At 73.4% G+C, this 14,276-nt stretch carries 9 protein-coding genes; 4 read left to right on the forward strand and 5 right to left on the reverse strand.

Going from position 1 to position 14,276, the window contains the following annotated elements; translation table 11 throughout:
• Window positions 1–31: 31 nt before the first annotated feature.
• The gene (locus tag ACILRH_RS01990; RefSeq protein ID WP_395690457.1) at window positions 32–406 is read right to left on the reverse strand and encodes a Crp/Fnr family transcriptional regulator; all 375 of its coding nucleotides are present in this window, start codon (window positions 404–406) and stop codon (window positions 32–34) included.
• A 97-nt stretch (window positions 407–503) separates the two neighbouring features.
• Between ACILRH_RS01990 and ACILRH_RS01995 the strand changes: the two genes are divergently transcribed.
• Entirely contained in the window at window positions 504–2,018 is a 1,515-nt protein-coding gene (locus ACILRH_RS01995) for an amidohydrolase (protein ID WP_395690458.1), read from the forward strand.
• Between the two features lie 10 nt (window positions 2,019–2,028).
• Here the strand turns inward: ACILRH_RS01995 and ACILRH_RS02000 are convergent, their stop codons facing one another.
• A complete protein-coding gene (locus tag ACILRH_RS02000) occupies window positions 2,029–2,895 on the reverse strand; it encodes an SGNH/GDSL hydrolase family protein (RefSeq protein WP_395690459.1) in 867 nt (288 codons plus the stop codon).
• A 49-nt stretch (window positions 2,896–2,944) separates the two neighbouring features.
• The gene (locus ACILRH_RS02005; RefSeq protein ID WP_395690460.1) at window positions 2,945–3,838 is read right to left on the reverse strand and encodes an SGNH/GDSL hydrolase family protein; all 894 of its coding nucleotides are present in this window, start codon (window positions 3,836–3,838) and stop codon (window positions 2,945–2,947) included.
• A gap of 211 nt (window positions 3,839–4,049) precedes the next feature.
• Here ACILRH_RS02005 and ACILRH_RS02010 point away from each other — a divergent pair, with 211 nt between their 5' ends.
• The 3 genes from ACILRH_RS02010 to ACILRH_RS02020 are packed head-to-tail and all read left to right on the forward strand — an operon-like array spanning window position 4,050 to window position 13,127.
• Window positions 4,050–5,465 carry a hypothetical protein gene (locus tag ACILRH_RS02010; protein ID WP_395690461.1) on the forward strand — a complete coding sequence of 472 codons (1,416 nt, stop codon included), beginning with the start codon at window positions 4,050–4,052 and terminating at the stop codon, window positions 5,463–5,465.
• 1 nt (window position 5,466) lies between these two features.
• Window positions 5,467–12,144: a DUF5979 domain-containing protein gene (locus ACILRH_RS02015; RefSeq protein ID WP_395690462.1), complete on the forward strand. Its 6,678-nt coding sequence runs from the start codon at window positions 5,467–5,469 to the stop codon at window positions 12,142–12,144.
• A gap of 23 nt (window positions 12,145–12,167) precedes the next feature.
• Window positions 12,168–13,127: a cation diffusion facilitator family transporter gene (locus ACILRH_RS02020; protein WP_395690463.1), complete on the forward strand. Its 960-nt coding sequence runs from the start codon at window positions 12,168–12,170 to the stop codon at window positions 13,125–13,127.
• Window positions 13,128–13,274: 147 nt separating this feature from the next.
• On the opposite strand, the gene ACILRH_RS02025 is transcribed toward ACILRH_RS02020, so the two are convergent.
• Together ACILRH_RS02025 and ACILRH_RS02030 are read right to left on the reverse strand one after the other, a co-directional pair.
• Window positions 13,275–13,520, reverse strand: coding sequence for a DUF3072 domain-containing protein (locus ACILRH_RS02025; RefSeq protein ID WP_395690464.1), 246 nt, complete (start codon window positions 13,518–13,520; stop codon window positions 13,275–13,277).
• Between the two features lie 98 nt (window positions 13,521–13,618).
• Complete coding sequence (locus ACILRH_RS02030) at window positions 13,619–14,266, reverse strand: fasciclin domain-containing protein (RefSeq protein ID WP_395690465.1); 648 nt, start codon at window positions 14,264–14,266, stop codon at window positions 13,619–13,621.
• Window positions 14,267–14,276: the final 10 nt, after the last annotated feature.

Genomic DNA, 14,276 nt, shown 5'->3' on the forward strand with positions numbered 1-14,276 from the left:
CGGCAACGGCCGAGCTCCATGTCCGGTGTCGCTAACGGCCGGCGAACCGCTCCACGGCGACCGCTTCGAGGGCAGCACGGAACGTCGGCATCTCCTCGCTCAGGGCCCGCACCGTCGTGTCAGTGAAGTGGATGAGCTCCAGCGGCGTCAGCGCGACGATCGACGCCGTCCGCAGCGAGTGGTTGACGATCGCGGCCTCGCCCACGATGTCGCCGGCACCGAGCCGGGCGATCTCGGTGCCGTGCTGGCGCACGGACACGGTGCCGTCGAGGATGATGTACGCCTTGTCCGCGGGCGTGCTCTCCCAGATCGGCGACCAGCCCTCCGGCACGTGCACGCGCGTGCCGGCCGCGCTGATCCGGGCGATCTCCTCGGGTGTGAACGCGTCGTAGAACGAGTCGGCCACGGGTCCGCCTTCCTGCCTCGTCCTCCCCGTGCCGATCCTTCCCGGCCACCGCGCGGCCTGAAACCCGCGGCTGGTGCCGGCCAGTAGCCTGCGGGAGGTGTCCAGCCTGCTGATCCGTGACGCCCGGCTCGTGCCGCTCGGCGCGGTCGAGCGGGCCCCTGACGCCCCGGTCGACGTGGCGGTCGTCGGCGGGATGGTGACCGAGGTGGGGCCGCGGCTCGAGCGGCCGCCGGGGGCCGAGGAGGTCGACGCCGGCGGCCGGTGGCTGGTCCCGGGTCTGTGGGACCAGCACACCCACCTCGCCCAGTGGACGCTCACCTCGCAGCGCCTGGACCTGGCGGCCGCCCGGTCGCCCGAGGACGTCACCCGGGCCGTCGCCGAGCGCGTGGCCGCCCAGCCCGGGCTGCCGGTCGTCGGGTGGGGGCACCGCTCGGGCGGCTGGGACCGCGACGTCACCGTCAGCGAGCTCGACGCCGTCTCGGGCGACACCCCCGTGGTGCTGATCAGCGGCGACGGCCACCACGCCTGGCTGAACACGACCGCCCTGCTGCACCTGGCGATGCCGGTGCGGGACTCGGTGGTGCGCGAGACCGAGTGGTTCGCGGCGTACCCACGCCTGGTCACCCTGGTCGGTCCGGACGGCACCTCGCCGGCCGCCTACCGCCGGATGCTCGAGACCGCGGCGGCGCAGGGCGTCACCGGCCTGGTCGACCTCGAGTTCGGCGCCAGCCGGCAGGAGTGGGCCGAGCGGTGGGGGCGCGGGTGCGACCTGCTGCGGATCCGCTGGGCGACGTACGCCGACACCCTCGACGACGTGGTCGCCGCCGGCCTGCGCACCGGCGACCCGCTGGCCGGCGACCCCCGCCTGACCATGGGTCCGCTGAAGATCATCAGCGACGGGTCGCTGAACACCCGGACCGCCTGGTGCTGCGAGCCGTACGGCGACGCGCACCGCCTCGAGCACCCCGCGGGCCAGCCGAACCTCTCCGGTGCCGAGCTGCGCGACCTCCTCGCCCGCGCCCACGGCGCCGGGCTGGAGGTGGCGACGCACGCCATCGGCGACGCGGCGGTGGCCGAGGCGCTCGCGGCGTACGCCGACACCGGCGCGCGTGGGTCGCTGGAGCACGCCCAGCTGGCCCGGCGCGCGGACGTGCGCCGGATGGCGGCGCTCGGCGTGCGGGCCAGCGTGCAGCCGGCGCACCTGCTCGACGACCGCGACCTGACCGAGCGGGTGTGGGGCGAGCGCGCCGGGCGGTGCTTCGCGTTCCGGTGGATGCTCGAGGACGGCGTCGAGCTGGCCCTCGGCTCGGACGCGCCGGTCTCCCCGCTCGACCCGTGGCTGGCGATGGCCGCGGCGGTGCACCGCAGCGCCGACGACCGCGACCCGTGGCACGCCGAGCAGGCGCTCACCGTGCGCGAGGTCCTGGCCGCGTCGGTCGACGGGCAGCCGACCGTGGGCCGGGGCTCCCGCGGCGACCTGGTGCTGCTGGACCGCGACCCGCTGCTGCGCGACCTGGACCAGCAGGACACCGCGGCGCTGGGGGCGGCGCTGCGGGGGATGGCGGCGGCGCTCACCGTCGTGGCCGGGGTGCCCGTCCACGACGCCCGGTGAGCCGGCGGCCTCAGCCGACCTGGTCCAGGACGAGCTCGGCGACGGCCTGCTGCTCCACGGCCAGGGGGTGGAAGGCGATCGCCGTGTCAGGGTTCTCGGTGGCGCCGTTCACCCAGGGTTCGTCGGCGCAGATGTCGTGCCCCTCGCTGGCCTTCCACACGTCGACGTAGTCGGCGTCGGCCTGCTCGGCGGCCGTCCGCAGCGCCTCGGAGAGCCGCTGGGTGACGTCCCGGACGAACGGGTAGTCGGCGGCGGCCAGGGGCAGCTCCGCGCAGGTGCCCGACGCCGGCACGAGCTGGGGGTAGCCGACCACCACCACGCGGGCGTGCGGGGACCGCTGACGGATCCCGTCCAGCACCCCGGCCAGGTTGAAGGTGATGCCGCTGAGGAGGTCGTCGATGCCCGGCGTGCGGGCCGCCCAGAAGTTCTGGCACGGCGAGCCGACGGGGTCGGAGGCCGCGAGCTGCACGCAGCCGTTGACGACGCCGCCGAAGAGGCCGCCGTCGTTCGCCCCCAGCCCGACCGTGACCAGGTCCGTGTCGGCGGTGAGGGCGTCGAACTGCGCAGGCACCGAGGCGGTGCCCACGACCTCGGGCGCGGTCATGCTGCCGGTGCCGGCCCCGCTGCAGCTGACGTCGGTCACCGCGGCGCGAGGCAGCGCCGCGGCGAGCAGGGCCGGGTAGTTGCGGCCCGAGCGCTGGCAGAAGGAGCTCGTCGCGTCGGTCGGCGGCACCCCCGGCGCCGCGGTGTAGGAGTCGCCGAGGGCGACGTAGGAGTCGTACTCGGTGGCCTGGTCCGACCCCGACCCCGAGCTCGAGCAGCCGGAGGCGACGACGAGCACCGCCACGGCCGCGGCGAGGTGCAGGAGGCGGGCCACGGCGCCGACGGTACGGCGCCGGCCCCGGCGCCCGGCGGGCGGGTCGGGGTCAGGTGAGGTGGGCGAGCACCAGCCGCGCGACCTCGCGCTGCTCCACGGCGAACGGGTGGTAGGCCAGGGCCGTCCCGATACGGGTGACCCGGCCGTTGACCCACGGCTCGGCGGCGCAGATGTCGTGGCCGGCGCTGGCGGCCCAGACGTCGACGTACTCCGCGTGCGCCCGCCGGGCGCCCGCGCGCACCGCCTCGGTCAGGCCTACGTTGACCCGGCGGGCGAACGGGTAGTCGCCGGCCGCGATCGGCAGCAGGTCGCAGGTGCCCGCGGCAGGGACGATCTGCGGGTAGCCGACCACCAGCACCCGCGCCTGCGGGGCGCGCGCCCGGACGCCGCGGACCACGCCGGCGACGTTGCCGGCGATGTCGGCGAGGGTGGCGGGCAGGCGGCCGGCGTACGCGCGCCGGCAGGGCGCACCGGCGGGGTCGGTGGTCGCGAGCCGGATGCAGCCACCCAGCACGCCACCGAAGAGCCCCTCGTCGTTGCCGCCCAGGCCGATCGTGACCAGGTCGGTGGTGGGGGTCAGCGCGTCGAACTGCGGCGGCACCGCTCCGCCGCGCCCGGCCTGCGGGTGGACGGTGTCGCCGGTGTCGGCGCCACCGCAGCTCACGTCGGTCAGGGTGGTGCCGGGCATCGCCTCGGCGACCAGCGCCGGGTAGTTGACCTGCGAGCGCAGGCAGGTCGTGCTGGTGTCCGTCGGGGCGACCAGGGGTGCCGCGGTGTAGGAGTCGCCCAGCGCGACGTACTCCTCGTACGCCGTCGGCGCTCCCACGGGCGAACCGGTCGTGCGCGCGGGCCCCGCCTCGGGGCGGTCCGAGCCCGCGCCGGCGCACCCCGCGAGGCCCACGAGCAGGGCCGCGGCGGCGGTCAGGGGGACGGTGGAGCGCACACCCTCGACGGTACGTCGGCGGTCTAGATCACGCGGTCCGGATCACCAGGAACGGGGGAGGCCCACCACGGCGCGTCGCCGTTAGCCTCCAACTGGTTGAAGTTCTCGGGTCGGACTGCCCTGGGTGCACCGACCCGTGAGGGCGGTGTCCACGGGGGATGCGTGCTCGGGTGTGGCTCGAGGGAAGGCGCACCGTCCTGGAGGTCCGTCCGTGCGCCCTCGCGCTGCCGCCCGTACTGCTGCCCGCACTGCTGCCCGCCTGGTGACCGCCGTCGCCCTGGTGCTCGTCTCGCTCCTGCTGCCCGCCTCCGGCGCGCACGCTGCCGTGGACGCCACCTTGCAGATCACCAAGGCCGCCTCGGCCCCCGGACCGTTCACCCCGGGCCAGGTCTTCTCCTACACGATCAGCGCGGTCTGCTCGAGCCCGACGGCGCCGGGCTGCATCAACGCCCAGATGACCGACACGCTGCCCGCACCGCTGGTCCTCGACCCGGGGCACGCCGAGCCCGTCACCGCCACGGTCGCGGGGGGTGGGCCGACCTCGGTCTCGACCACCGCCGATGGCTTCACCGTCGACTTCACCAAGGACCTCGGCGGCGGCCAGACCGGTCTGCAGCAGGCGAAGACCGCCCTGGTCACCGTGTGGGTGAAGGTGCCTGACGACGCCTCCGCCGACCACACAGGCGTGGTCACCAACACCGCGAAGATCACCGCTGACAACGCGGCGACCAAGACGGCCTCGGCCGACGTCACCCTCGCCATCGACAGCACGCTGGCCTTCGAGGCCACCAAGGACCGGACCTCGGCCGCGACCGTGCCGGCCGTCCCCGGCACGGCGGTCGACTGGACGATCGGCGGCACCAACGACTCCAACAAGAGCGTCGACACGCTGGTCCTGCAGGACCCCGCGGACGACAGCTCCCCCACGACCGGCCCGTTCCAGTACCTCGAGCCCACCGGGTTCGACCCCTCCGCGCCCCCGCCGGGGGCGGACGGGCTCACCTTCGAGTGGCAGGACGCGCTCGGCGGCTGGCACACGTCGTACTCCGCCGGCCTCCCGGTGCCCGGCGGCGTGAGCTCGGTCCTCCCGGCCGACCCGAGCCAGGTCTACGGCATCCGGTTCACCTTCAGCTCCAGCACCGGGTCGATCCCCGTGGGCGCCACCGCCGAGGTCGGCCTGCAGACCCAGACCCGGCCGAACGTCACCACGATCCCGGACGGCACCACGGTGACGGTGCAGAACACGGTGACCGGCCACGTGTCGTCCGGAGGCACCGACAGCGCCCCCGACGACGCCAACGCCTCGGTCGCCATCGCCAACGTCGCGCCGACCGTGACCACGACCAAGTCCTTCGACAAGGACTACCTCCTCGGCGGCGAGACCGCGACGGCGACGATCCGGTCCGACAACGGCGACCTGCCGGTGCACGAGATGACCATCGCCGACCCCGGCCCGGGCGGCGACGACCTCGAGGCCCAGGGGCTGCAGTTCCAGGGCTTCGACGCGGCCGCCGTCGAGTGGCCGGTCGCCGCGGACCAGGCGTCGATCACCTACGCCTACGCCGACGGCAGCAGCGAGACCCTGAGCACCACCACCGTCGACACGCTCCCGGCCGCCGACGGGTGACGTGGTCGGGTTCTCGGTCACCTTCACCGCGCCGGGCAACGGGATCGAGCCGTCGGCGTACGCCGTCCTGCCGTACACCGTCGCCGCCGACCCCGTCTCGGGGACGGTCCCGGTCACCGCGACGAACACCACCTCGACCGAGGTCACCGACGTGCTCGGCCGCACCGGTGATGACTCCGCGCAGGCGACGATCGACCGGCTCCCGGTGCAGATCGACACCGCGGTCAGCAAGTCCTTCACGCCCGCCGAGCTCTACGCCGCGCCGGGGGCGACGACCCTGGTCAGCCTGGCCGGCGCCGTGTCGCCGCGACCGGACTCCACGATCGGCTCGGACTCCCTGACGATCACCGACCCGGCGGACCCGTCCGGGACGCCGTCGGACTTCTGGAGCTGCTTCACGGTCCGCAACATCACCAACACCGACGTGCCCGCCGGCACGACGCTGACGGTGGAGTACTGGGACGGCTCGTCCTGGCACACCCTCGCCTCGCAGACCGGCCCGACGTCCAACTGGAGCTATGTCGTCCCGAGCGGGACCCGCGACGTGCTGCAAGGTCTGCGGTTCCGCTTCGAGCCGACCACGCCGGGGGCCGTGCTGCCGCCCGGCTTCAACGTCGCGCCCAACTTCAACGCCACCGTGCGGGCCGGCGCCGACTGCACGGCCATCGCCTCCGACGAGACCGTCACCAACGACGTGCGCTCCGACGTGGTCAACGCCGCGAACGCGGTCGACGCGACCGCCGTCGACGACGCCGACCTGCTCCTGCACTCCACCAGCGGCGGCGGCGGGTCGGGTCCCGACCTCGTCGACAAGACCTGGGTCGACCCCGACGACCCGTCGACCGACATCGACCCGGTGACCGTCGGCGCCCTGAGTGGCGAGGTGCGCACCGCCAAGCTGCGGTGGAGCACCGGAGGCCTGGCCTTCGACAGCGTCGCGATCACCGACCCCGCCACGACCGGCGAGCTCACCGACGTCACGACGTCGATCTACGACGCGTTCGACCTCGACAAGATCCTGCCGATCACCGCCGCCCAGGACCCGCACATGGTCGACGACCGGGTCAGCAAGGTCGAGCTGTACTCGACCTCCACGAGCGCCTGGGTGGACGTGACGGCCGCGGCCTGCGCCGCCGGGTGCACGGGACAGTTCGGCGGCTACGACGTGCCGGCCGGCACCGGCGTCGGCCAGGAGGACGACGTGGTGGGTGTCCGGCTGACCTTCGTCAGCCGCACCTCGGGCGAGCCCGTGTCGATCTCGTCGGCCCACGACCGGCTGGTGCGCCTCGACCTGCGCGTCCGCGACCGCAAGCGGGTGCCGACCGGGACGCCGGACGAGGACTGGGTCCTGGGGCAGCACCACGACGGCATGACCTACAACACCGGCACTCCGGGCCTGGTGGAGAACACCGTCCGGGTGGCCGGCACCGGCGCCTACGACTGGGCGAGCACCGACAGCGCCGACGCGGTCATCATCGACAAGCCCCTGAACGTCGAGCTCACCAAGTCGTTCGAGTACTCGCCCCTGGGCCTCCCGCCGGACGGCACGCCGCAGGCCGACTACCCCCTCGTCGACGCGGTGCTCCAGGCGACGAACAAGACGGCGTCGCGGGTCTCGCAGCTCAAGATCACCGACCCGTCGCCCGGCACGGCCGAGGCCGACTCGGTCTTCGACACCCTCGACCTCTTCGGCTTCGTCGCGATCGACCTGCCGCCCGGCGTCCCGCAGTCCGGGGTGAGCGTCGTCCTCACCCACGCCGGCGGCGGGACCACCACCCACACCTACGCCCAGGCGCTGGCCCTGACCCCGGCCGACCTGGTCGACGTCGTCGGGGTCGAGGTCACCGCCGACGGCGTGATCCAGAGCGCGGAGCGGCTGGGCCTGCGCCTGGTGTTCCAGCTGCGCTCGACCCAGCGCGACTCGGGCGACCCGATGACCGTCACCACCAGCGGTGTGGTCCGGCCGGTGCACCTCAACGTCGCCCAGGCCGACGTCTACGGCCCGGGCGGGATCAGCTGCGCCCTCTACGGCCCGCCCTGCGACAACGTGCAGGACACCGCCGACGACCAGTTCCAGATCGATCCGGTGACCTACGACGTCGTGGCGACCAAGGTGGTCAACCCGGCCTCCCGGTACGAGGACGAGCCGCGCACCGGCTACGTCGCCAGCCTGACCGGCCAGCCGACGGGGTCGGCCCGCACCAGCGTGCTCACGCTGACCGACGACGAGCCGACGTTCTGGAACGCCTTCGACTTCTCCGCCATCGAGCCGTTCACGCCGGTCGGCCCGGTCAACCAGCTGAGGCTCAGCGTGCTCACCGGCGTCGAGTACTCACTGTCCGGCTCCGACCTGGTCGCCACCTGCAACAACCTGACCGACCTGACCGGCTGCTGGACCACCGGCGCCTGGACCGACCCGGTGGGCGGCACGATCAGTCTCGCCCTCCCCGCCGGCGTCGACCCCGCGACGGTGCGCGGGATCCGCGTCGAGGCCCGCAGCATCCGCGACGGCGCCCCGGTCGGCTGGGAGCGCCCCAACAACCAGAAGGTGACCCTCAGGCTCGACGTCACCCGCAGGGTCAACCTGTGGTGGTCGCCGGCTGGGTCGGACACGACCCCGGTGCCGTCGACGCTGCCGGGGATGACACCCGCGCCGGGCGAGCCGACCCAGGGCACGATCCACGACACCCTCGACGTGCACGGCGTCGCGTCCTGGTCGCCCGGCGGGACCACGCTCCAGGCCACCGACTCCGCCAGTGCGACCACGCAGCTGCGGCACCGGGTCAACAAGATCCGGGTCGAGAAGAAGCCGGGCAACGGGTCCGGGCCGGCACCGCTCTACGGCAACGGCGAGACGGTGCCGTTCCAGATGGTGGTCACCAACACCGGCGCCTACACGATGACGGCGCCGTCCTTCACGGTGACCGACCAGATCCAGACCGTCGGTGGCCAGTCGCCGGTGACCGCACCCGCTGGCGACGCGTCGTTCGGCTTCGCCCTGGTCAACGGCAGCGGCACGGGGCAGAGCGTCGCCGGCATCACCGGTCACCTCGACGAGACGACCGGCCTGGTGACGGTCTCCTTCCCGGCCGGGTTCACCTTCCCGCCCGGCTGGAAGCTCACCGTCTCGGCCGACCTGAAGGTCCGCGCCGACGTCCCGGCCGGCACCGAGATCGACAACAGCGTGACCGCGAGCGCGGACCGCGACTTCGAGGAGTGCAAGTACACCGTCGACGACGGACCGCTGCAGACCAGCGGCTCCGCGGCCGTGCCGGTGCCCGACTGCACGGCGTCGACCACGGTGGAGGTGCGCGCCGAGGCGCCGCTGCAGACGACCAAGTCGGTGAAGGGCGTGGCCGCCGGGGTCCCGGGGGCCTCTCCGGGCGACCCCAACTACGACGACCTCGGCGTGCTCGCCGCCGACCAGCCCGACGCGTCGGCCTGCAGCACCGCCGCACGTGACGCCCAGGACTTCTACACCTACCCGTGCGTGCCGATCACCCGGCCCGGCGGCACCGAGCGCTGGCGCATCGACCTGGAGAACGACGGCAACGTCAACGCGACGGTCGTGGCCGGGATCGACGTCCTGCCCCACCTGAACGACCAGGGCGTCGTGGTCCCCACGCCGCGCGGCTCGGAGTGGGCACCCACGCTCGTCGGCAACTTCGCCAGCAACGCGGCCTCGCTCGCCGACGGGTCCTTCGCCCAGTTCGCGCTCTACTACCTGACGACCGTGCCCGACACCGACTGCAACGACGCCGACATCCGCAGCGCGACCCAGCCCGGTGGCCTCGCGCCGGCGGACCCCTGCGCGGCGGACGTCGCGGCTCGCGACTGGCGGCCGACGGCCGGGGCGACCCCTGCCGAGCTCGCCCAGGCGAAGGCACTCAAGCTCGTGCTCACCTTCAGCGACCCCGGCAACCCGGCCGCGTCGCCGGGCCTGCGGCCGGGCGAGGTCCTCGCGCTCTCCTTCGACACCACCACCGCGGCCTACCCGGGCGTGGCGACGGCGCGCGACGACGACCTCTCGATCGCGTGGAACTCGGTCGCCGGCGGGTCGCGGATCGCCGCGGCCGGCAACCAGGCCGCCCACGCGTCGCTGGTCACCGAGCCGCGCCAGGTCGGGGTGGCGATGCCGACCGGGCGGTTCGACATCACCAAGGTGGTCGACGCCCCCGGCTGGCCGTCCGGGGCGACCCTGCCCGACTCCTACGACTTCACCGTGACCTGCGACTCCGCCGGCGTCACCGACATCCCGCTGGTCGACGTGGCGGGCGACGACGCGAGCTCGGTGACGGTCCCGGCCGACGACACCGTGCACTACAACGGCGGCGCGAGCCCGGCGACCGCGTGGTCGCACGTCTCGGTCCCGTGGAACGCGCACTGCCGGGTGCAGGAGACGACGGTGCCGCAGGGCGCCCAGGTCTCCTACGACCCGCCCGGCGGGACCGTCACCGCGGACACCGACCTGACCGGCGTCCCCAACATCGACCACCCGTTCCCGCCGAGCGGCACCGGGGTCGCCGAGGTCACCGCGACCAACACCTACACCAGCGGTGGCTTCACCGTGACCAAGGCGGTCGACGACGGTGGTGCGGTCGACCAGGACGGCGACCCGATCACCTACGGCCCGTTCGACTTCACGGCCACCTGCACGTTCCACGGCCAGGAGGTGCTCGACCCCGCCGACCAGGACTTCAGCCTCGATGCCGGCGACTCCCACGAGGTGTCCGACCTGCCCAGCGGCTCGACCTGCACGGTCACCGAGGTCGGCACGGACGGCGCGGCATCGACCAGCATCTCGGCCGTGCAGGGCGGCACCACGATCCCGGGCACCGGCTCGTCGGTCGACTTCGACGTGGTCGAGGGCGACGTCACCGCCACCGCGGTGACCGCGACCAACACCTACACGACCGGCTCGCTCCTGGTCACCAAGACCGTCAACGGTCCCGGCGCGGACCTGTGGGGCAACGAGTCCTTCACTCTCCACCTGCAGTGCACCCTCGACGGCGACACCGTGTACGACGGTGACAGCCCGGCCGTGGACAAGACCCACCCGACGTGGACCGTCGACCACCTCCCCTCCGGTGCCGACTGCGTCGTCAGCGAGGTGCGCACCGGCGGCGCGAACGACACGACCCTGGACCCGGCCGACGGCCGCGTGACGATCGGCGACGCCACCACCGTCGAGGTCGGCGTGGAGAACACCTTCACGCTCGGGTCCCTGACCGTGACCAAGGACCTGACCGGGCCCGCGGCCGGGGTGCCGGGTGCGGTCAACGGCCGGTACACGGTCGAGCTGACCTGCACCCGCGACGTCGACGGCGCCGACGTGCCCGTCGACATCCCTGGTGGCGCGCAGCAGGTCATCATCGGCGAGGGCAGCGTGACCTACGACGACCTGCCCACCGGCGCCCGCTGCTCGGTCGCCGAGGTCGACAGCGTCCCGTCGACCCCGGACGTGGTGGTGTCACCGTCGAGCGTGGTCGTCGGCGACGACCCCTCGGACCCGGTCGAGGTGCTGGTGACCAACGACTTCCACGACGGGGCGCTCCAGGTGAGCAAGCAGGTCGACGGCGACGCCGCCGCGGCCGCCCCGGACACCTTCGACGTGACGGTCGCGTGCGAGTTCCCCGCCGGCGTACCCGTGCCGCTGCCGGACGACGGCGCGGTGACCCTGGACCGCGACGGCACGCCGGTCACGCTGGCCGGCATCCCGACCGGCGCGGTGTGCACGGTCACCGAGGCCGACGCCGGGCAGACCGAGGTCTCGTTCGCGCCGTCGGACACCGTCACGGTCGGTGACGGCACCACGACCGAGGTGGTCGTGACCAACACCTACCGCAGTGGGGCGCTGGTGGTCCGCAAGCACCTCGAGGGCGTCGGCGCCGGCGTCGCGCAGGGACCGTTCGTCTTCGGCGTCAGCTGCACGTTCCTGGGCAACCAGGTGACCGACACCTCCGTCACCCTCACCTCCGGGCCCGGCTCGGACGACCTGGTCTCCGACCCCGTGACCGACATCCCGGTCGGGTCGACCTGCACGGTCACCGAGACCGACGCCGGCAACGCGGTCCGGCCCTCACCGCCGGTGGACGTCATCATCGTCGACGGCTCGGTCACCGTCCCGGTCGAGGCCGAGCAGACCAACCGCTTCGGCGCCGGCGTGCTGCACGTCGGCAAGACCGTCGACGGTCCCTACGCGGACGACCCCGACCTGCGCGGCGCCACCTTCCCGGTCCGGGTGACCTGCGAGTACGGCGACGGCCAGGACGTCGAGCAGGTGCTCGACCAGGTGGTCGACGTGCCGCGCGACCGGACCGTCACCGTGAGCGGCGACGACGGCGAGCCGGTGCTCCTGCCGGTCGGTGCCCGCTGCTGGGGCGACGAGGAGGACCTCGGCGACCTCGCACCGGACGAGGTGACGGTCGACCACGGCAGCCGGGCCGACGCGGTCGAGGTCGTCGCGGACGGCGCCGGGGCCCCGGTGCGGATCGGGATCTCGGTCGTCAACACCTACACCCACCCGGTGGGTGTGGAGCCGTCCGATGCCACGACGGGTGGCGGACCCGGTGAGCTGCCCGACACCGGCTCGCCGGTGACGCCCGGCCTGGTGCTCCTCGGGGGCCTCCTGGTGCTGGTGGGCGGTGCCCTGGTGTGGAGGTCGCGCGTTCACCGCTGACCCGGTCCGGGTAGTGACGGGGCATGGGCTCCGACGACGACGCCACGGACGAGAGCGGCTCGCAGTCCCTGCTGACCGTCCTGGTGGCCCTGGTCGCCAACGGGCTGCTCGCCGTCGCGAAGTCGGTGGCGGCCCTGGTCACCGGGTCCGCCTCGATGGTCGCCGAGGCGGCGCACTCGTGGGCCGACACCGGCAACGAGGTGTTCCTCGTCGTCGCCGAGCGCCGGGGCAGCAGGCCACGGGACGCCGACCATCCGCGCGGCTACGGCCGCGAGACCTACATCTGGTCGCTGGTGGCGGCCTTCGGACTGTTCTCCGCCGGGGCGATCGTGTCGATCTGGCACGGGGTGACCGAGCTGCTGGCCGAGCCCACCGAGGAGGCGAGCTTCCTGGTCAACTACGTGGTGCTCGGCATCGCCCTGGTGCTCGAGGGCACGTCGTTCATCCAGGCCAGCCGTCAGGTCCACGGCGCCGCGCGCCGCTTCGGCCTCCACCCGTTGCGGTTCGTGGCGCGCACCTCCAACCCGACGCTGCGTGCCGTCTTCTTCGAGGACTTCTCAGCCCTGCTGGGCATCCTGCTGGCCGCCGGCGGCATCGCGCTGCACCAGCTCACCGGCAACGTGGTCTGGGACGCGGTCGGGTCGATCGCCATCGGGGTGCTGCTGGCGTTCGTCGCGGTGTTCCTCATGCGCCGCAACATGCAGTACCTGCTGGGTGAGGGCCTCAGCCCGCAGCTGCAGTCCCAGGTCGTCGCCCGGCTGCTGGAGCACCCGGCCATCGACCGGATCACCTACCTGCACGTCGAGTACGTCGGCCCGCAGCGGCTCTTCGTGGTCGCCGCCGTCGACCTCACCGGCGACGACCCCGAGCCGGACCTCGCCGTCCGGCTGCGTCACGTCGAGGCCGACATCGAGCGCGACGACCTGATCGTCGACGCCGTGCTCACCCTCGCTCTCCCCGACGAGCCGGCTCTGGTGCCGTAGCCCGCCCGGTGGTCACCGCCGCCGCAGTTTCATCATGGTCTGTTGTCGAACCTGCACTTCCCATGGCGTGCCCACCGTGGGAAGTGCAGGTTCACCTGCATACCGTGATGAACCTGTGGCGGGTGAGGCTGGGCCGGGGGCGACCGGTCAGCTGCCCCGGCCGGTGCGGGCCTGGAGCCGCTCGATGTGCTCGGAGGCCTCGGCCTTGGTGAGGTCGGCGCTGAGCTGCTCGCCGGCCTCGCGGGCCAGGGTGTCGAGGTAGCTGCGCTGGGCGCCGGTCATCGGCTCGTCGCCGGTCACCCACTCCTCGGGGTCCTTCGCCGTGCCGGCCTGGTCGGTGCGCTCGGGCACGGGGGCGCCCAGCAGGTCGTCGTTCGAATGGGTGTTCGACATGTCCGCTCCGTACCCGACCCGTCCCGGGACATGCGTGGGCGCCGCCAGCCTCCGGCTGACGGCGCCCCGCTGCTCGCCTCGGACAGGTCGACCGACCGTCAGAGGTCGATCGGCAGCAGCACCCGGTTGATCACGTGCGCGATCTGCGGGTTGCCCTTGTTGACGTCGGTCGCGATCACCTTCGGGTTCTTCACGCTGCGAGCGGCGTCACCGAGGTGCACGCCGTCCTTGCGGACGTTGACCTTGACGGTGCCGCCCTGGGCGGTCGTCAGCCGCATGCCGTCGGCCTTCACGACCTTCGCGGCGTTCAGGGTCTTGCCCGGCACGACGTGGTAGAGCAGCACCTGCTCGATCGTGTCGACACCGGCCGCTCCGGCCAGCTTCGTGAAGACCTTGCGCTCGGTCTTCGGCTTGGACCCGGTGAGCACGCCGACGAGCTTGCGGAACGCCCGGTCGGTCGGCAGGAAGGCGGTCAGCTTCGTGCGTGGCTGGGCCAGGACGCCCACGGCGCTGTTCGGTTTCTCCTTCAGGACCGTCATCACGGCCTTGTCGAGGATGTCGAAGTCGCCCCAGTTGTGGTCGAAGTGGTGGCCGTCGGCCGCCAGGACCTGCGCCAGGCTGGTCGGCTTCGCGGCCCGCTCCGAGGTTGCTGCCTGGGCTCCAGGCGCAGCGACCATGCTGCCTCCGAGGGCGACGGCGGTGGTGACGGCAGCGGCGGCGAGGCCGCGGGTGGTGCGGTTGGACATCGGGTTCCCT

Origin of the sequence: Nocardioides sp. (genome assembly GCF_044226765.1) — a bacterium.
Classification (GTDB): domain Bacteria; phylum Actinomycetota; class Actinomycetes; order Propionibacteriales; family Nocardioidaceae; genus Nocardioides.